At 64.2% G+C, this 18,310-nt stretch carries 21 protein-coding genes; 7 read left to right on the top strand and 14 right to left on the bottom strand.

Translation table 11 applies throughout. The features are described 5' to 3' along the window. Positions 1-47 precede the first annotated feature (47 nt). The 6 genes from AC1TXO_RS13285 to AC1TXO_RS13260 all read right to left on the bottom strand — a co-directional run bounded on the left by AC1TXO_RS13285 (position 48) and on the right by AC1TXO_RS13260 (position 4,778). A complete protein-coding gene (locus tag AC1TXO_RS13285; protein ID WP_486406763.1) occupies positions 48-1,013 on the bottom strand; it encodes a FecR domain-containing protein in 966 nt (321 codons plus the stop codon). Continuing rightward, on the bottom strand, positions 1,013-1,519 hold the full coding sequence (locus AC1TXO_RS13280; RefSeq protein WP_486406762.1) for a sigma-70 family RNA polymerase sigma factor: 507 nt from the start codon (positions 1,517-1,519) through the stop codon (positions 1,013-1,015). The genes AC1TXO_RS13285 and AC1TXO_RS13280 overlap by 1 nt, the downstream gene beginning before the upstream one ends. Positions 1,520-1,617: 98 nt before the next feature. Further along, positions 1,618-2,826 (bottom strand): pyridoxal phosphate-dependent aminotransferase, encoded by a 1,209-nt coding sequence (locus tag AC1TXO_RS13275; protein ID WP_486406761.1) that lies wholly within the window; start codon positions 2,824-2,826, stop codon positions 1,618-1,620. After that, the gene (locus AC1TXO_RS13270) at positions 2,823-3,452 is read right to left on the bottom strand and encodes an RraA family protein (protein ID WP_486406760.1); all 630 of its coding nucleotides are present in this window, start codon (positions 3,450-3,452) and stop codon (positions 2,823-2,825) included. Before AC1TXO_RS13270 ends, AC1TXO_RS13275 begins: the two co-directional genes overlap by 4 nt. Further along, positions 3,449-4,114: an RraA family protein gene (locus AC1TXO_RS13265; protein ID WP_486406759.1), complete on the bottom strand. Its 666-nt coding sequence runs from the start codon at positions 4,112-4,114 to the stop codon at positions 3,449-3,451. The genes AC1TXO_RS13270 and AC1TXO_RS13265 overlap by 4 nt, the downstream gene beginning before the upstream one ends. A gap of 1 nt (position 4,115) precedes the next feature. Further along, entirely contained in the window at positions 4,116-4,778 is a 663-nt protein-coding gene (locus AC1TXO_RS13260) for an RraA family protein (protein ID WP_486406758.1), read from the bottom strand. A gap of 107 nt (positions 4,779-4,885) precedes the next feature. Between AC1TXO_RS13260 and AC1TXO_RS13255 the strand changes: the two genes are divergently transcribed. Further along, positions 4,886-5,785: a LysR substrate-binding domain-containing protein gene (locus AC1TXO_RS13255; protein WP_486406757.1), complete on the top strand. Its 900-nt coding sequence runs from the start codon at positions 4,886-4,888 to the stop codon at positions 5,783-5,785. A gap of 78 nt (positions 5,786-5,863) precedes the next feature. Here the strand turns inward: AC1TXO_RS13255 and AC1TXO_RS13250 are convergent, their stop codons facing one another. After that, positions 5,864-6,289, bottom strand: a complete 426-nt coding sequence (locus AC1TXO_RS13250) for a TIR domain-containing protein (RefSeq protein WP_486406756.1) — start codon at positions 6,287-6,289, stop codon at positions 5,864-5,866. A 643-nt stretch (positions 6,290-6,932) separates the two neighbouring features. Here AC1TXO_RS13250 and AC1TXO_RS13245 point away from each other — a divergent pair. Next, positions 6,933-7,835 (top strand): SDR family oxidoreductase, encoded by a 903-nt coding sequence (locus AC1TXO_RS13245; RefSeq protein WP_486406755.1) that lies wholly within the window; start codon positions 6,933-6,935, stop codon positions 7,833-7,835. A 17-nt stretch (positions 7,836-7,852) separates the two neighbouring features. On the opposite strand, the gene xth is transcribed toward AC1TXO_RS13245, so the two are convergent. The 3 genes from xth to AC1TXO_RS13230 all read right to left on the bottom strand — a co-directional run bounded on the left by xth (position 7,853) and on the right by AC1TXO_RS13230 (position 9,879). Next, entirely contained in the window at positions 7,853-8,656 is an 804-nt protein-coding gene (gene xth / locus AC1TXO_RS13240; RefSeq protein ID WP_486406754.1) for an exodeoxyribonuclease III, read from the bottom strand. Further along, positions 8,653-8,895, bottom strand: coding sequence for a hypothetical protein (locus AC1TXO_RS13235; RefSeq protein ID WP_486406753.1), 243 nt, complete (start codon positions 8,893-8,895; stop codon positions 8,653-8,655). The genes xth and AC1TXO_RS13235 overlap by 4 nt, the downstream gene beginning before the upstream one ends. Before the next feature lie 66 nt (positions 8,896-8,961). Further along, positions 8,962-9,879, bottom strand: a complete 918-nt coding sequence (locus AC1TXO_RS13230) for a DMT family transporter (protein WP_486406752.1) — start codon at positions 9,877-9,879, stop codon at positions 8,962-8,964. 100 nt (positions 9,880-9,979) lie between these two features. Between AC1TXO_RS13230 and AC1TXO_RS13225 the strand changes: the two genes are divergently transcribed. Next, positions 9,980-10,753 (top strand): AraC family transcriptional regulator, encoded by a 774-nt coding sequence (locus tag AC1TXO_RS13225; protein ID WP_486406751.1) that lies wholly within the window; start codon positions 9,980-9,982, stop codon positions 10,751-10,753. 8 nt (positions 10,754-10,761) lie between these two features. Here the strand turns inward: AC1TXO_RS13225 and AC1TXO_RS13220 are convergent, their stop codons facing one another. After that, positions 10,762-11,268, bottom strand: coding sequence for a redoxin family protein (locus tag AC1TXO_RS13220; protein ID WP_486406750.1), 507 nt, complete (start codon positions 11,266-11,268; stop codon positions 10,762-10,764). Positions 11,269-11,455: 187 nt separating this feature from the next. On the opposite strand from AC1TXO_RS13220, the gene AC1TXO_RS13215 reads away from it, so the two are divergent. Beyond that, positions 11,456-12,826 carry a GntT/GntP/DsdX family permease gene (locus tag AC1TXO_RS13215; protein ID WP_486406749.1) on the top strand — a complete coding sequence of 457 codons (1,371 nt, stop codon included), beginning with the start codon at positions 11,456-11,458 and terminating at the stop codon, positions 12,824-12,826. 48 nt (positions 12,827-12,874) lie between these two features. On the opposite strand, the gene AC1TXO_RS13210 is transcribed toward AC1TXO_RS13215, so the two are convergent. The 3 genes from AC1TXO_RS13210 to AC1TXO_RS13200 form a co-directional block, all read right to left on the bottom strand. After that, positions 12,875-13,375, bottom strand: coding sequence for a hypothetical protein (locus tag AC1TXO_RS13210; RefSeq protein WP_486406748.1), 501 nt, complete (start codon positions 13,373-13,375; stop codon positions 12,875-12,877). A gap of 106 nt (positions 13,376-13,481) precedes the next feature. Further along, positions 13,482-14,072 carry an HD domain-containing protein gene (locus AC1TXO_RS13205; protein WP_486406747.1) on the bottom strand — a complete coding sequence of 197 codons (591 nt, stop codon included), beginning with the start codon at positions 14,070-14,072 and terminating at the stop codon, positions 13,482-13,484. Positions 14,073-14,075: 3 nt separating this feature from the next. Next, positions 14,076-14,675, bottom strand: a complete 600-nt coding sequence (locus AC1TXO_RS13200) for a TetR/AcrR family transcriptional regulator (RefSeq protein ID WP_486406746.1) — start codon at positions 14,673-14,675, stop codon at positions 14,076-14,078. A 243-nt stretch (positions 14,676-14,918) separates the two neighbouring features. Between AC1TXO_RS13200 and efeU the strand changes: the two genes are divergently transcribed. From efeU to efeB, 3 genes are read left to right on the top strand one after another with little or no spacing between them, the layout of a single operon-like run. Next, positions 14,919-15,761 carry an iron uptake transporter permease EfeU gene (gene efeU, locus AC1TXO_RS13195; protein ID WP_486406745.1) on the top strand — a complete coding sequence of 281 codons (843 nt, stop codon included), beginning with the start codon at positions 14,919-14,921 and terminating at the stop codon, positions 15,759-15,761. Positions 15,762-15,763: 2 nt separating this feature from the next. Next, positions 15,764-16,972, top strand: a complete 1,209-nt coding sequence (gene efeO / locus AC1TXO_RS13190) for an iron uptake system protein EfeO (protein WP_486406744.1) — start codon at positions 15,764-15,766, stop codon at positions 16,970-16,972. A gap of 17 nt (positions 16,973-16,989) precedes the next feature. After that, on the top strand, positions 16,990-18,300 hold the full coding sequence (efeB, locus tag AC1TXO_RS13185) for an iron uptake transporter deferrochelatase/peroxidase subunit (RefSeq protein WP_486406743.1): 1,311 nt from the start codon (positions 16,990-16,992) through the stop codon (positions 18,298-18,300). Positions 18,301-18,310 lie beyond the last annotated feature (10 nt).

Here is an 18,310-nt window from a genome sequence, read left to right as displayed (position 1 = left end):
AGTACCGGACGACGCGGAAAAAGGTATCAGGCAAACGCAAGAAATCTTCAAGCCTGTGGTTCGACCGTGACCCAGTAGCGGGTCAGGCCATTGACCGTCACCGGGAGGGTGTCGACGAGCAGGCGCAGGCTGGTGTCGCTGTCGGTCAGCGGGAATGCGCCGGAAACCTTGAGCTCGGCCACGCCCGGGTGGCAGCGCAGCACCCCCGGTCGATATCGGGCCAGCTCCTGCAACAGGTCAGCCAGGCGCATGTTGCGCGCCAGCAGCATGCCGTGCTCCCAGGCCAGGTCCCCGGCGTCCAGGGGGCTGACCGGCTGCACCCGAGTGCTGTCGAAGGCGCTGCGTTCGCCGGCCTTGAGCAGCAGGTGGCTGTCGCCATGCAGCGGCTGGGTATCCACCGTGCCTTCGACCACGGCGACACGGGTCAACGGGCCGTCCAGCCGCACGCTGAAGCGCGCACCTGCGGTTTGCGCCTGGCCGTGCACCGTGCGTACAAGCAGTGGGCGCGCTGGCGTTGCGGGATCGGCCGCGCTGGTGACGAGGATTTCGCCAGCAAGCAGGTCGATGCGCCGTTGCCAAAGATCGAAGCGGATATCGATGGCGCTGTCGGTGTTCAGCAGCACCTTGCTGCCGTCTGCCAGGCTCAGCGGGCGCTGCTCCCCTACCCCTGTGTGGGCATCCGCTGTCCATTGCTGCCAGGGCATGTTGCGCCACGCCAGCCAGGCGGCGGGGGCCGCCAGCAGCATCAGGCCCAGGCGCTGCATGGCCTGGCGTCGGCTCAACGTGCCATTGCGGCTGAGCCGACGCAGGGTCTCGCCGCTGACCGGCTCCGGCAAGCACTGCAGGTCGCCCAGCAGCCTCTCGGCGCGTTGCCAGGCCTGGGCATGCTGAGCGCTGCGCTGGCACCAGGCCCGGACCGCGCGATGGTCATCCTCGGTGGCGCTGCCCGATTGCAACTGCACCAGCCAGTCGGCGGCCTCGCCAAGGATGGACGGGTCGATTCGGGCGCTCATCAGTCAAGGCTCAGGCAGGCAAGGAAGGCCGCACGCATGTCGCGCTTGATGGTGACCAATGACACCTGCAACTGCTCGGCGATCTGCGCGTAGGTCAGGCCGTCGAGCTGAGACAGCAGGAACACCTGGCGCACCCGTGCAGGCATTTCGCGGAGCATGGCATCCACCCGATAGAGCGTTTCGAGGATCAGCCAGCGGGTTTCCGGTGACGGCGCCTCGGGTTCGGGTAGATGGGCGATGGCTTGCAGGTAGGCCCGCTCGACATCCAGCCGCCGCCAACGGTCGACCAGCAGGCCCTTGGCGATGTGCGTGAGCAAGGCCCGCGGTTCGCTGCCAAGGTCCGCTTCGGCTTGGCGAACGAGCAGGCGCACGAAAGTATCATGGGCAACGTCCGCGGCATCGCAGGCATTGCCCAGCTTGCGCCCAAGCCAACCCAGCAGCCAGCCGTTGTGCTCGGTGTACAGCGTCTGGACCTGCAGGTTGAGGGGGATGTTGGCGGGCGGCATCGCGATCTTGTTCAAATGGCGCAATTAAGAATTGATCGCATTCTAATCATGGGGCCAGTGCCCTGGCAATGCACATCGCGTGTCGCGAGGGCGCCAGCCTATCGCGCGCCCTCGCAGAAGCGCTGAATAGCCTGGCACGCCGCACGCAGCGAGTCGTCATCGAGGGCGTAGGCGATGCGCAGGTAGCTTGCAAGGCCAAACGCACTGCCGTGGACGACTGCAACGTTGGCCTCCTCCAGCAACGCCAGGGCCACTGCCTCGTCGGTGAGCAGCTCACGACCCGCGGATGAGCGCTTGCCGATCAGCCCGGAGCAGTCGGCGAACGCGTAGAACGCCCCGCCTGGAACCTCGCAGCGGATGCCCGGGGCCTGGTTGAGCAACTCGACCATGAAATCGCGACGGCGCTGGAACACTTCTCGGCTGTGGGCGATGAAGTCTTTGGGGCCGTCGAGGGCAGCGATTGCGGCGTGCTGCGAAATGGAACAGGCACCCGAGGTCTGCTGCCCCTGAAGCTTCTCCATCGCGTCGAGCAGCCAGCGAGGACCGGTGGCGAAGCCGATTCGCCAACCTGTCATGGCATAGGCCTTCGACACGCCGTTCATGGTCAGTGTCCGTGCCGCCAGCTGGGGTTCAACCTGGGCAAGCGTGAGGAAGTCACGATTGTCGAAGATCAGGTGCTCATAGATGTCGTCGGCCAGAATCAGCACCTGCGGATGGGCTGACAACACTTCGGCCAGCGCCCGCAGCTCGTCGCGACTGTACACGGCGCCCGTGGGGTTGGACGGCGAGTTGAGGATCAGCCAGCGGGTTTTCGCGTCGATGGCCTCGCTCAGTGCCTGCGGGGTCAGCTTGAAGCTCGACGCGGCGCCGCAGGCAATGATGCGCGCCTGGCCCCCACACAGCTCGACCATTTCCGGATAACTGACCCAGTACGGCGCGGGAATCAGCACTTCGTCGCCTTCGTTGAGGGTCGCGGCCAGAGCATTGAAGATGACGTGCTTGCCGCCGCTGCAAACCAGCGTGTCCTGCCAGCTGACATCGAGGCCGTTTTCACGCTGGTACTTGCGCGCGATCGCTTCACGCAAGGCGCGAAGGCCGGACACCTGGGTGTAGCGCGTGTGCCCTTGGTTGATCGCACCGATGGCTGCAGCGCGGATGTGCTCCGGCGTGTCGAAGTCAGGCTCCCCCGCGCAAAGCGAAATGATCTTCGCCCCTGCTGCGCGCCGCTCGGCCACGCGGTCGATGATCCTGTAGGTTGCCGAAGGCTTGGCAGCCTGCAGGCGGCGGTTCAGCGTTTCCAGGCTCATGTGCGCTCCTGCAGGTGGGTAAGACCCATCAGATCCATGCTGGTATGACCCTCGCGCAGCTTGGCCATGAACACTGCCTCCTTGTCTGCACGCTTCTGACCTTCGCGCAGCGTGCGTTCGACCGCAGCCGCCGGGACGATGATCACACCGTCCTCGTCCGCGACCACCAGATCGCCAGCGCTGACCCGGGCACCGCTGAAGTCGAACGGCGTGCCGACCGAGGGCGTGGTGGCCTTGACGGTGCCCTTGACCGAGATCCCCCGCGCGAAGACCGGGAAACCCTGCGCTTCAAGCGCGGCGATGTCGCGTACACCGCCGTTGATGACCAACCCGACAATCCCTGCGGCTTGCGCCGCCACGGTGAGCACCTCACCCCAGTAACCTGCGATGAAGTCGGCGCAATCACAGACCAGGACGCTGCCGCGCGGCGCTTTGGCCACCGCCAGGTGCAGGCCCAGGTTGTCTCCGGGCGAACACTGCAGCGGATAGGCAGGCGCGGCTATGAATGCGCCCTTCCATACCGCGCGAATCTCGCGGTCGACCGCACATGGCAGGCCGCAGGCCTCGTACAGGGTCGAGCTGCCGAGGATCTTTGCAAGGTTCTGATAATCGTGTGGGAGGCTCATGCTTGTTTGCTCTGCAGGGTGTGATAACCGAGGGCGGCACGAGCGTCCTCGAGGCTTGTGCCAGTGGCGATGCGCTCGCGGATCTGCGCTTCGACCTGTTCGATGCGACGTGCGGTTTCAGCGACCTCCTGTGCACGGTCGCGCGGGACGATGACGACGCCATTGGCGTCAGCCACGACGATGTCGCGGGCGCACACGCGAGCCTGGCCCACCGATACCGGCTGGTTCACGGCTGCGACTTGCACGCGGTCCTTGCCGGTACGCATGAAGCGGCCTTTGCTGAACAGTGGGTAGCCTTCGCCCAGCGCCGTGTTCACATCGCGGCAGACACCGTCGATGACCGTGCCGGCAATTCCCCTGGCCAGCGCGTACTGGGTCATGATGTCGCCCCACACCGTGCAGTCGGTGCGGCCTTCATTGGCGATGACCAGCACGTCGCCTGGTGCTGCTTCATCGATGAAGTCCCCGACCGTGCCGGGCGGCGCGCTCGCACTGATGTACTGAACGGTGAAGGCAGGGCCGACCACGACCTGGCTGTAGTTCGCCAGTGGCGCGATACCGAAGGCCTGGCCTGCAAGGCCCAGCCTGTCCAGCGCGTCGGATACACCCGGGGTATCCAGGCCTTCGAACAAGGCAACCAGGTCTTTGTCAGAAAGGTTCATGTCACTGCTCCACCTTGATGGCTTCGAACTGCGTGTCGTGCATCACTTCCTCGACTGAGCGACCGGCGCGCACGGCGTCCACCATGCCGGCCTGGCGCCGGTCAATGCGCTCGGCCAGGTCCAGCACCTGCTCGATGGCATGGGCTGGAACGAATACCGTGCCGCATTCATCGGCGATCACATAGTCGCCTTCATCTACCTCGACGCCCGCCATGCGAACCTTGACGGCTGCGTCGACCTGGATGAGCCTGTTGCGCGCGCTGATCATGGTCACCCCGCGAGCGAAGACCGGGTACCCGATATCGGCACTGCCGCGGATGTCGCGGCTGAAGCCATCGATGATCGAACCGCGGATGCCTTTGCGCTGGGCCGCGTTGGCCAGGATGTCTCCCCAGCTGGAGATCCCGTCGACGCCACCTGCGATCACCAGCACGCGGTCGTCGCTGGTGACGCGTTCTACAGCCGGGGTAATCAGGTGCGCAGTGAGCGCCACGTCCTGCTTGGGGCCCAGCTGCACAGTGCTGGCCCGGCCGACGATTCTGGGGCAATTCCACAGCGGCATCAGGCCATTGGTGGCGCCGGGCAGTTCAAGGAAATCCAGCGCGTCCGACACCGTGTTGGTATCGAGCGCGGCCAGGCGTTCAAGCGGGGCTTTCAAGCTCATCGGTTGCAGGCCTCTTGTGGGTGAGGCTTGAGTATCTGCGGCGACGTTTGATACGTATATTCCGAAGAAGCTAAGCTTGTTATATCCGCAACCTATGGAAAGATACCGTGATCAACTTTCGCCTGATACGCCACCTCTGGCTGTTCCTGGCTGTGGCTGAAGACCAGAACTTCAGCCGCGCGGCCAGGCGCCTGGGCATGTCACAACCGCCGTTGACCGAGCAGATCCAGGCGCTCGAGCAATCGCTTCGCGTCCAACTGTTCACCCGGTCGCGCCGCGGTGCGCAGCTGACGGCCGCCGGCGCGGCGATTCTTCCGGCGGTGCGCAAGTTCGCTGATCAACTGGAGCGACTGGAGCTGGCGGTTCACGAAGCCGTCGCGGGCCATGCCGGTGTAGTGACGATCGGCGCGATCACCTCGGCCATGATCGACGTGCTGCCGCCTTTGATCGAGCGCTTCAAGCAGAGTCATCCCTTGATCACGGTATCGGTTCGGGAGATCGACAGTGCGCAAGCCATACCCGCACTGGAGGCAGGCGATATCGACATTGCCTTCGCCCGCCTGGAGGGGAACCTTGGCCGGCATCTTCAATCCTTGCCGTTGGCGCAAGACAGGCTGGCAGTCGCACTCCTCCAGGATCATCCTCTGGCTGCCAGTGAGTCCATCTCCCTTCAAGCCCTCGCGGACGAAACCTTGGTCATGGCTTCGCGGGATGTCAGTCCCGTGTACTTCGACTACCTGGTCGGGCAGTGCAAAGCCTGCGGCTTCTCGCCGCGTATCCTCCACCAGGTACGCTCCGTTTCGTCACAGGTCGCCTTTGTCAGTTGCGGTCAGGGCATCGCACTGGTACCCACGTCCATGGGCAAGATCGCACCGGACAACGTGGTTATCCGCCCACTGCATCCCGAGGTGAACGTGGTCACCACCGCCATGGCCTGGCATGACGAGCACAAGAATCCGCTGGTTGCGGCAATGGTCGATCATGCAAGACAGGGTGTGCTGTCTTAAGTCAGGGAACACGAAAAAACCGGGCCTTTTCAGGAAAAGACCCGGCTTTACGCTTGCTATGGCGTGTAAACGCGCAGCTTAGGCGGCCTTCTTGAGCTGGCCCTTGGCTGCGAGGATCCACTTCTCGATGTTGTCCTCGGTGAGATCATTGATATCGTGTACTTCGGGCTGATAGCCCAAGTTGAACGAGGTGAAGTCAAACTTTTGCTGGCTGTCGTTATTGATGACGAAGATCGGTACACCAGCTTCTTTGGCCAGGGTAATCTCTTCGTCGATGAACGCACGGCCTTTGGTATGGGCCCCGTTCAATACAACGAGGGCATCCTTGCCCTTGATCATTTTCTTGGCCCAGTCGCGGGGGCCATGTGGGGTGCTCTTGATCTTGTTCCATTCGGGCTCGGAGACCGTTTTGAAGTCCTTGACCGCGTTCAGGCTGCGGATCTTCGTCAGCGCGGAGCAATCATTTTTAAAATCCAAAACGCAGAAAACGTCGAACTCTTTCATGTTTTCACCTTCCATTTTTTTGGTGATTTCCGGACTTGAATTTCCGTTTCCACGTAGCGACCAGACTGTTTGGTTCACGCTGCGTCGTTCCATGGAACCTGTGTTAACAGGTGGCTTGATTGTTGGCGAGATTAACGGGCGGCGATACTGGCAAAAATACTAGGTCGCGCAGCGATGCGAGGGGGTAACGCAAGCGCTGGCATCTTGTTAATCGATATCTATGGGCGACATGGATGGCTTCAATAATCAATCTGATCGATAGCTTGAATCGCTGAGCTTCGTTTCCCGACGATATCCAACTCAGCCATGCTCGGCCTCACACGCAACCTGTGGAGCTGCCGACATGGCCACTGCCCTTCTCACCTCGTTCAAGCAAGGCGCCTACGCCGCAATCCTTGGCTACATCGTGTTGATGCTTTCGCTCATGGCCCTCAACGCCCAGGGGCTGCTGTCATGACGCGTGCCCCATCAGAACCCGCGCGCTCATGATTGTTTGTTCTGATGGAATTCTGATAACGATTAATGGCTGATTATTAGAGCTGAACCACCCTTTACTGTATGAGCCATATCCCCACCACGCACCGCAGTACGCGTGGCCTGATCCGGATAGCTTTCAATCTTCCATTGATAAAGGGTGCCTCTCATGTCGCAAATCATCCTCGTCACCGGTGCATCGTCCGGCTTCGGACTCATGACCGCCCAGGCATTGGCACGCGCAGGCCATACCGTGTACGCCTCGATGCGTGAAACCCAGGGTCGCAACGCTCCACGCGTGCTGGAACTGGCCCAGTGGTCCAGCGACAACAATGCCGATCTGCGCACCGTCGAGCTGGACGTGCAGTCGGACTCGTCCTCGGTTGCCGCCATCGAATACATCATCAAGGACGCGGGCCGGCTCGACGTGGTGGTGCACAACGCCGGGCACATGGTGTTCGGTCCGGCCGAGGCCTTCACGCCAGAGCAACTGATGCAGCAGTACGACGTCAACGTGCTGGGCACCCAGCGGGTCAACCGTGCTGCCCTGCCCCACCTGCGCAAGCAGGGCAAGGGCCTGCTGGTGTGGGTGGGTTCGTCGTCCACCCGTGGCGGCACCCCACCGTTCCTGGCGCCCTACTTCGCCGCCAAGGCGGCCATGGACGCTCTCGCCGTGGCGTACTCCACCGAGCTGACGCGTTGGGGCATCGAGACCACCATCATGGTGCCGGGCGCCTTCACCAAAGGCACCAACCACTTCGCCCACTCGGGCAAGCCGGCCGACACCGCCATCGCCGCCGAGTACGAGAATGGTCGCTATGCCGATGTGCCCGGCAAAGCGCTCGAGGGTTTGAAAAGCCTGGAACCGGAAGATGCCGACCCCGCCGAAGTGGCGCGGGAGATCGTACGTGTGGTTGATCTGCCGTTCGGCAAGCGTCCGTTCCGTGTGCACGTCGACCCGTCCCAGGACGGCGCCGAAGTGGTCAATGCCGTAGCGGACCGGGTTCGCCGCGAGATGTATCGAGCCATCGACCTCGAGGACCTGTTGTCGCCGGCACTCCCACAGCAGTGACAACGACGCTATCGAAGTCAGGGCACAGCGCGTTTGCGGCGTGTGCCCAGCTCGATCCATACAGGCGCATGGTCACTGGCCTTGGCTTCATTGCGCACCCAGGCATCGACCCCGGCCTGTTTCAGGTACGGGGCGAGCTCGGGGTTGAGCAGCAGATGGTCGATACGCAACCCGGCGTTGCGCGCCCAATGGTCACGGAAGTAATCCCAGAAGGTGTAGACGCGTGCCTGCGGGTGCAGGTGGCGCAGGCAATCGAGCCAGCCCTGCACCAGCAGTCGCTGGTAACACGCTCGTGACTCGGGCTGCAGCAGCGCATCCTTCAGCCAGGAGCGCGGGTCGTAGATGTCCAGGTCGGTGGGCACGACATTGAAATCGCCCGCCAGCACGGTCGGATGACCACTGCTGTACAGCCCTTGCGCGTGGGCGATCAGGCAGTCGAACCAGCGCAGCTTGTAGTCGAACTTCGGGCCGGGCTGCGGGTTGCCGTTGGGCAGGTACAGGCAGCCGACCAGAACGCCGTGCGCTGCGGCTTCCAGATAGCGGCTCTGTGGGTCTTCCTCCATGCCAGGCAAGCCACGGCGGACCTCCAGCGGTTCGCTGTCGCGGGCCAGGATGGCCACGCCATTCCATGAGGGCTGTCCGTGGAACAGACAGCCATACCCTGCCGCTTCGATCTCCTGGCGCGGAAACTGTTGATCCGCCATCTTGAGTTCCTGCAGGCAGGCAATGTCGGGCTGCTCGCGCTGCAGCCAGGCGAGCAGCGCCGGCAAGCGGCTGCGCATGCCGTTGATATTGAAGGTGGCGATCTTCAGGGCTTTCATGAGTCGGGATCGCTGACGTGCGCCTGCACGGCATCCTCCAGCGCCCGTACATGCGCTTCGTCGGCCAGGGCCTTGAGGGCCAGCCAGTCGTCCCAGTCGAGGGCGCCGTCGTCGCGCAGGGCCTGGGCAGTGCGCAGCAGTTCGTGATGATAGGCGTCTGGCGACTCGCGCCGGTAACTGACGTCGTCGTATTGCGCGTACCAGGCTTCAAGCTCGGGAATGCTGCGTTCGATGCTCATGAGGGTACCCTCGGCTCTTTTTCAGTCAGAGCGCTGCTCGTTGCCCGGCGTTCAATCGCAGGTCTCTCAAGCGCGCTCGGCAGCGCTCTGGGCCTGGGCCACGGGCGGCCTGGCAAAGTACTCCGCTGCAGCAACGCCCAGCAGCGCAACCCCGCCCCCCACCAGGTGATAGGCCCGGACCCCCTCCCCCAGCACCACTACGGCAATGGCTGCGGTCAGTACCGGCAGCAGGTTCATGAACGCTGCACAACGCGCCGGCCCCAGCAACTGCACGCCGCGTATCCAGAAGTACGGCAGCGCCACCGACGCCAGGCCACCGGCATACAGAATCAGCGGCAGTGTCTGCAGGTTCAACTGCCGCTCTGCTTCATGGGTGACCAGGAAGGCCGGCAGCATGATCACCAGCGCGCACAACGACTGCACATAGGTCGACTGCCAACTGCCGATCGGCAGCGCCCAACGCTTGAGCAGGACGCCATACAACGCATAGCCCAGTGCGGCGATGAAGATCAGCAGGTCGCCAATGTGGGCGCCGCCGTTGAACAGGCTGGCCGGGTCGCCCTTGCTCACCAGGTAGACCAGCCCCAGCAACGACACCACACCGCTGGCGACCGTGGCGGGTGTGGGCGAGTGCCTGAGCACGAGCGCACCGAGCATCAAGGTCAGCAATGGGGTCAGCGCGGTGAACACGGCAAGGTTGGTGGCGGTGGTCGAGGCCGCAGCGGTGTACGACATCACCTGGAAGAAGCACAGCGCCAGAAATCCGAGGATCGCCAGCTTGCCGATATGCGGCCAGATCAGCGCGCGGTTCGTCCAGGCGGGTGCGGCGACGAACAGGCTCATGATCAGTACCGCCAGCAGCAGCCGGTAGAAGGTGATAGCGCCGGGGCCGATGCTGTGTGCGGACAGGCGGGAAACGATGACATTGCCCGACCAGATCAGGATGGCGAGCAAGGGAAAGAGACAGGCAGCTCGGTTTCGCATGGACAGGTCCTCCGGATGCGATGATTATCGAGCTGAGAGACTAGGTGTTCTGCAGGCGTCCTTCCTGCTCTATAGTGGCCTGAACTGTAGGGATTGGGACATGCAGCAGGATATCTCGACCAAATACCTTGGCTACCACGATACCGGCTCGCCGCTGGTGGCCATGCAAGTCGACTGGCCGGATGGCGCGTCCACCGGCTGGCACAGCCATCCCAGCACTCAACTGCTGTACGCCATCGAAGGCCTGATGCTGGTCAGTTCGCGCGATGGCTGCTGGGTGGTGCCGCCTGACCGCGCCTTGTGGCTGGCGCCTGGGCTCGAGCATGAGGTGCGGATGACCGGCGACGTGCGGATGAGGACGGTGTTCATCGACACGTCGGTGATCGACGGGCTGGCGGGCGGTACGCGCGTGCTCGAGGTATCCGGCCTGCTGCGTGAGCTGGTGATCGCGGCTGCCGATTTGCCGGGCGACTACCCCGCCCACTCAAGGTCTGATCTGCTGATGCGCCTGCTGATCGAAGAGCTGCGTCTGTGCAAGGCGTTGCCCCTGCACCTGCCGCTGCCCCGTGATGAACGGCTCAGGTTCATCTGCGAGCACCTGCTCAGCTACCCGGACAACACCTTGACGGTCGCCGAGTGGGCCGAGCGCATCGAGGTGACGGCCAAGACGGTGCACCGCTTGTTCGCCCGGGAAACCGGCATGTCGTTCGCCCAGTGGCGTGACCAGGCCAGATTGCTGTTCGCCCTGCGCCAGATCGCCAGCGGGCGCAAGATCATCGACATCGCATTCGATTGCGGCTACTCGAGCCCGAGCGCTTTCACCGCGATGTTCAGGCGCCACTTCGGCGTGCCGCCTTCGACTTTCTACGACTGAACCCAGACTCAGCGCTGGCGCAAGAACGCCAGCATGCTCTGCGCATCGCTGACCTCGAACTTGCCGGGCGCCTCGACCGCCAGGTGCCTGACCACGCCATCTTCGACCAGCATGGCGTAGCGCTGGGAGCGACGGCCCATGCCGCGGGCCGAGAGATCCTGCCCCAGGCCGAGGGCATCGGTGAACGCCGCATTGCCGTCGGCGATCATCTGCACCGCATCGCCCACCTGCAAGCTGTTGCCCCAGGCATTCATGACGAAGGCGTCGTTGACCGAAAGGCACAGGATCTCGTCGATGCCGGCGGCAAACAGCTCTGCGGCCGAGTCCACGTAACCTGGGACGTGACGTTCAGAGCAGGTCGGCGTGAAGGCACCGGGCAAGGCGAAGATCACCACCTTGCGCTGCCTGCAACGCTCGAGCACGGAAAAGGCATCGGGGCCGATCGGGCAGCCGCCCTCGCCGTCGCTGTATTGGTGCAGCGTTGCCTCAGGCAATGAATCGCCGATCTTGATCATGGTCGCTCCTGGATGAATGTGGGCTTGCTTGGGAGGTTGTTTTAACAGCTTTGCGCGTCAGTGGCGTTCCTGAAAAAACTTTCATGATCCAAGGCGCCGAAAAGCAGGCTCAGCTAGTCATCTATATGAATCCATCCGGTATATTCCTTCAAGAGACGTAACAAGACATTACAAGAAGGGGTTTCCGTTGGATATTTCACATGCCGCGTGGCTCGCCCACGACACCCGCCTGGTGATCTGTTGCCTGGCGGCCATTGCCAGCATCATCGTGCTGATCAGTGTCACCAGGTTGCCGCCCTTCCTGTCGATCCTGATCGGTACCTTCGTCGCCGGCCTGGGCGCAGCCCTGCCGCCGGAAGAAGTCGCCAAGGCCTTCGGCAAGGGCGCTGGCAGCCTGCTGGGTGAAGCTGGGATCATCATCGCCCTGGGCGCGATGCTCGGTGCGCTGATGGCTGAATCCGGAGCTGCCGACCGGATTGCCTCGACGTTGCTGCGCCATGCCCGTGGCAAAGCCCTGCCCTGGGTCATGGCGTTGGTGGCGATGGTCATCGGCTTGCCGCTGTTCTTCGAGGTCGGCCTGGTGTTGATGGTGCCGGTGATCTTCGTCATCGCCCGCCAGTCCGGGCAGCCACTGCTCAGGGTGGCGATCCCGGCGCTGGCCGGCATGACCACCCTGCACGCTCTGATGCCCCCGCACCCGGGACCGCTGATCGCGGTCAGCGCCCTGCATGCCGACCTGGGTCTGACCATGCTGCTGGGCCTGTGCATTGCCGTGCCGGCCGTGGTTCTCGCCGGGCCGCTGTACGGTATCTGGCTGTCGAAGCGACTGGATGTACAGGAGCCTGCCGAGCTCGGGGCGCTGTTCACCGCCAAGGTCGAGACACGGCGCACGCCGAGCTTTGCCGTGTCGCTGCTGATCATCCTGCTGCCGGTGCTGCTCATGCTCGGCAGCACCCTGGCCAAGATCGCCATGGCGCCGCAGAGCACCCTGGCGATCAGCCTCAAGTTCCTCGGTGAGCCGTTGATCGCCCTGGGCCTGGCGGTGATTGCCGCAGTGATCTGCCTGGGCTGGTCGATCGGCATGGCCCGTGACCAGGTCGGCAGCGTGCTGCGCAAGAGCCTGGCGCCGATCGCCGTGCTGCTGCTGACCATCGGTGCCGGCGGCGGCCTCAAGCAGACGCTGCTCGAAGCCGGTATCAGCGACACCATCAGCAAGGTCGCCAGCGGCGCACACCTGTCGTATGTGCTGCTGGCCTGGCTGATTGCCGTGGCGCTGCGCCAGGCGACCGGCTCGGCGACTGTCGCCACCACCACGACCGCAGGCATTCTCGCGCCGCTGATGGCCGGCCTTGCATCCACCCAGAGCTCGCTGGTGGCCCTGGCCATCGGCGCCGGTTCGGTGTTCTTCTGCCACGTCAACGACGCCGGGTTCTGGATGGTCCGCGAGTACTTCGGACTGCAGCTCAAGCAGACGATCTGGGTGTGGTCGGTATTGCAGACCATCGTTTCGGTGGTCGGACTGGCCGGCACCCTGCTGCTGTGGCAATGGTTCCAGTAGTACGCCAGTGACCGCGCAGCCCGCAGGGCTGCGCGCCTGGCCCCTCGCTTACAGCGCAGACCTGCTGCGCTGTGTCCTGATCCACCAGGCCTGAACGGCCGCACCGATCACGAAGACCCCCAGCCAGGCCACCAGTGCGCCCCGTACCAGCGGCGAGGTCGGGCCGTCTGCCAACGGATGGCCGCTGGGCAGGCGCGTCAGGGTTTCGTTGATGCCCGGCACCAGCAGCAGGAAGAAGCTGAAGGCGAACGCCAGTTGCGTCAGGTACGGCCGCGCGCGGCCCAGCAGGCTGAGCCTGGGAATGACCAGCGCTGCCGCGACCACCAGCAGCGCAAGGATGCCAAGCGCATGTCCGACGTTGAATCCCCCCGTGCTGGAAAGCCCGAACGCGGTGAGCACCGACAGCAGCAGCCCGAGCTGGTAGCTGCGCGCAGCGGTCGTTCGGGGCTCGATCCGTTGGTAGCGCACATAGCTGTAGAGCCCGGCGGCGAAGGTTGCGACGCTGACGAGCGTGTGGATGGCGCCTAGCGGTGAGATGGGATGTGGCATGGCTGGTGTCTCCGTTGTGCTGAAATGTAGCTACCGACTAGTCGGTAGGTTGACGGGTGCAAAAAAAGCCGCTGCGACTGCACAGCGGCTTTTCACGGTGAAAACTTCAGGTTCGTTCCTGCCCCTCGAAATGCCGGGCGATCCAGGTCTCGCACACGGCCCAGAGTTTCGGCGCACCGCGCTGGATGACCGGGCCGTAGCGCTCGATCACCTGCTGGCGCGACACAGCGCTTTCAGACCAGGTTCCACCCCCGGTGAAGACGTTGATCAGCAACGGCTGGAAACGGTCGAGCGCCTTGGCGAAGCGCGCATCGTCGGTCTCGGCCTGCTCGAACTCCTGCCACAGCGCAAGCATCTGCGCGCCCTGCGGCTGCGGCAAAAGCCCGAACAGACGCTGCGCCGCCTCGGCTTCCTGTTCGGCCTGCAGCTGGCAGGAAGATCCGCCGTGGATCGGATAGTCGCCGACATCGATCTCGACGATGTCGTGCAACAGCAGCATGCGCATGACCCGGTTGCTGTCCACCACCCCGCTGGCGTATTCCCCAAGCACCAGGGCGTACATCGCCAGGTGCCAGGAATGCTCGGCGGAATTTTCCTTGCGGCTGCGGTCGAGCAAGGGTGACTGCCTGCGCACGCTTTTCAGCTGGTCGATCTGGCGCAGGAATTCCAGTTGCTGTTCCAGCGGGCCTGGGGTCATGGCTCAGGCTCCCGGCGCTGCGCTGCTGGCTGTGAGGCGGTCGAGCAGCGGCTGGGTGATCAGGGCGAAGACGCCCGGATCGCCATAGGCCCGGGCCGACAGCATGGCGCCATGCACCGAGGCGATGAAGCGCTCGGCCTCCACCTGCGGCGTGTCCGACAGGGCCAGGCTGCCCTGCTGTGCGCCACGCTCCAGCACCGAGGCGATCCAGCCCGAGAGGCTGCGAAAATGCGCTCGCACCTCCGTCACCACTTCGGCCGGCAGCACCGGGATCTGGGTCGCCAGCAAGGCGCAGACGCAATAGCCCCTGCTCGCCTCGCCCACACACTCCAGCCAGTAGCCGATGTAGGCATTGAGCTGTTCGGCGGGCGTGGGGAAATAGCGCTCCAGGGCCGCCATGCCGGCCTTGGCCTCGTCGCGGTATTGCGCCACCAGCACGCGTACCAGCTCTGCCTTGGTGGGAAAGTGATGGTGAATGCTGGCCTTGCGGATGCCGACGTGCTCGGCGATGTCCGCGTAGCTGAAACCGTTGTAACCCCCGGTGATGATCAGGGTGCGGGCGCATTGGAGAATGTCGGAGTAAGTGCTGGACTGAGTGTTCATACTCGCACCCTACCTTCTGGTAGGGAAGCGGTCAACCTCCGCCGAATCACGTTCATCAGGATTGAAAACATCAGCGGGATACATTTGTACTCTTTACCTTGAAAGCCCATGAAACTGCAGCTTTGCGGCACTGCACCAGGCAAAAGTTAAAATATTATTCACATGCGCTAATGATTCTCATTGAAGTAGATTCCCCGGCGACCTCCCCGCGAGGTCGATGCCCTCAGCCATTTCGGGAGAATCATGCTAGTCCCCTTCCTCATCATGCTCCGCGAGGGCATCGAAGCTGCGCTGATCGTCGGCATCATCGCCAGTTACCTGCGCCAGACCGGCCGCGGCCAATGGATGCCTGCCGTATGGATCGGCGTGTTCCTGGCTGCCGCCCTCTCCCTTCTGGTTGGCGCGGGCCTGGAGCTGATGAGCAGTGAATTCCCGCAGAAGCAGCAGGAACTGTTCGAGGCGCTGGTCGGCCTGGTCGCGGTGGTGATCCTGAGCTCGATGGTGCTGTGGATGCGCAAGGTCGCGCGCTCGATCAAGCACGACCTGCACGCCTCGCTGGATGCGGCGCTGGGTGGCTCCAGGCACCAGGCCTGGGCGCTGATCGCCATGGTGTTCTTCGCCGTTGCCCGCGAAGGGCTGGAAACGGTGTTCTTCCTGCTCGCGGTGTTCCAGCAGAGCGAAGGCCCCGGCGCACCGCTGGGTGCGTTGCTCGGGCTGGTGGTGGCGGTGCTGGTCGGGCTGGCGCTGTATTCGGGCAGCCTGCGCCTGAACCTTGGGCAATTCTTCCGCTGGACCGGCCTGTTCATCCTCGTGGTGGCCGCCGGCATCCTCGCCAATTCGGTACAGGCACTGCATGAGGCCGGAGTGTGGAATGCGCTGCAGGGCGTGGTCTTCGACATCAGCCATATCCTGCCGGTAGACGGTCCGACCGGCTCGGTGCTGGCGGGCATGTTCGGCTACCAGGACACCCCGACCGTGAGCACCCTGGGCGCCTATCTGCTCTATCTGGCCGGAGCGCTGCTGATGTTCTTCTGGCCGGCGTCGGCCAAGCCTTCCTCTTCCCACGCTGCGCAGAAACAAGGGTAAGCATGACCAGTCACCAGGCCGGCGCCGCTGGCAAGCCCCCCTCTTCCCGCCTGCTGCGCCTGGCGGTTGCCGGCAGTGCCCTGCTGATGGTCGGTGCAGGGGTGGTGTTCTACTACGCCGCGCACCAGGCCCAGGCCCGGCGTGCGGCCAACAGCGGGCACGAGACGCTGATCACCATCCATGACCACGCCTGCGAGCCGAACGACCTGAGCGTGCCGGCCGGGGCCAACAGTTTCCGCATCGTCAACCAGTCCCAGCGCGCCGTGGAGTGGGAGATTCTCGACGGCGTGCTGGTGATCGAGGAGCGCGAGAACATCGCCCCGGGCCTGTCGCAGGTGATCAACGCCACGCTGCAACCGGGCCGCTATGCAATCACCTGCGGCTTGCTCAGCAACCCGCGCGGCAGCCTGACCGTCACCCCGACCGCGGCGTCCGAGGCAGCTGCCAAGGCGCGTCCTGCACTGACCGCCTTCATCGGGCCGCTGTCGGAATACCGTGTCTACCTGAGCAGCCAGGGCAGCGCCCTGATCCGCGCTGGCCAGGCGTTGCAGCAGGCAATCGAGGCTGGCGACCTGCAGCAGGCGCAGACCGCCTACGCCGCCGCGCGGGTGATCTACCAGCGTATCGCCCCGGCGAGCCAGCGCCTGGCCGAGCTGGACAACCGCATCAATGCCCGTGCCGACTACTTCGAACAGCGCGAGCAGGATCCGGCGTTCACCGGTTTCCACCGTATCGAGTCCGGACTGTTCCAGCAGCGCAGCACCGCAGGCCTTGGCCCGGTGGCCAGCACCCTGCTGGGCGACCTGGGCCAGCTCAAGACCGAGCTGCTTGCCCAGGCAATCGCGCCGGAGCAGTTCATCGAGGCCTTGATGCGCCCCTTGCACAGCCTTGCGCAGATCCGCGCCAGCGGTGAGGAGGAACGCTACAGCCATCTCGACGTGGCCGGTTTCGCCGCCAACCTCGAAGGCATCCGCAAAGGCATCGACCTACTGCGGCCGCTGCTGGCCAGAAACGGCAGCCAGCAGCTGGCAGCCGCCGACGCCGTCCTCGCCCGCTTCGACCAGCACCTTGCAGCGCTGCGGGTGGGGGACGGCTACCTGTCCTACGACCAGGTGGCTCAGGCACAGAAACAGCAGATCGCCACCGACGCCCAGGCGCTGGCCGATGCCATTGCCGATATCGGCCAGGCCCTTGGCCTTGCCGGCCAGTAAAGACAAGCGAGTTCCAGATGACAGACCGCGATACCCGTAACGCCCCGCAGTCCCAAGAGCGCCGTCGCCTGCTGGCCGGCCTCGGTGTCGCCGGTGTGGCCATGGCGGGCGCGGGCCTGGCCGGCAATGCCCTGGCCGCGCCCTCGCCCGCCAAGGTCACCGAAGCACCGCACAGCGATCGTACCCAGGAGCGCAACGCCTGGCTCGGCACCCATCAACCGGGGGTGGTGACGCCGCGCCCGGCTGCCGGGATGTTCGTCTCTTTCGATGTGCTGGCCCAGGACCGCCAGGACCTGGAGCGCCTGTTCCGCACCCTGGATGAGCGTATCCGCTTCCTGATGAGCGGCGGTCCGGTGCCGCAGGTCGATCCGAAGCTGCCGCCGGTGGACTCGGGCATCCTTGGCCCGGTGGTCACCCCCGACAACCTGACCATCACGGTATCGGTCGGTGAGTCGCTGTTCGACGAGCGTTTCGGCCTGGCCGAGGCCAGGCCCCGGCGCCTGAGCCGCATGGTCGGCTTCCCCAACGACGCCCTGGAAGCCGAGCGCTGCCATGGCGACCTGGGCCTGCAGTTCTGCTCCAACGCCCCCGACACCAATATCCACGCCCTGCGCGACATCATCAAGAACCTTCCCGACCTGCTCTACGTGCGCTGGAAACAGGAAGGCACTGTGCCGCCGCAGGCGCCGCGCAAGGCGTCCGAGCCCGAGCAGAGCGCGCGCAACTTCCTGGGTTTCCGTGACGGTTCGGCCAACCCCGATTCCAGTGACAGCGCCCTGATGAACCAGCTGGTCTGGGTGCAGCACGGCGATGAGCCCGCCTGGGCGGAGAATGGCACCTACCAGGTGGTGCGGATCATCCGCAACCTGGTCGAGCGCTGGGACCGCACGCCGCTCCAGGAACAGGAGTCGATCTTCGGCCGCAAGAAGGCCAGCGGCGCGCCCATGGACGGCCAGCGTGAAACCGACGTGCCGGACTATGCCCACGACCCGCAAGGCAAGCTGACCCGCCTGGACGCCCATATCCGCCTGGCCAACCCGCGCACCGCCGCCAGTCAGCCCAACCTGATCCTGCGCCGGCCGTTCAACTACTCCAGCGGCGTTAACAAGAACGGGCAGCTGGACATGGGGCTGTTGTTCATCTGCTACCAGGCCGACCTGGAACGCGGCTTCATCACCGTCCAGAACCGCCTCAACGGCGAGCCGCTGGAGGAATACATCAAGCCGGTCGGAGGCGGGTATTTCTTCGCCCTGCCCGGTGTGAAGGACGACCGCGACTACATCGGTCGTTCGCTGCTCGGCGCTGCCAAACCCATAAAAACCGCATGACACGACACTG

This window comes from Pseudomonas sp. FA117, assembly GCF_057370475.1.
Note: the sequence above shows the minus strand (reverse complement) of the source record. Positions and strands in the feature narration are given on the sequence as shown.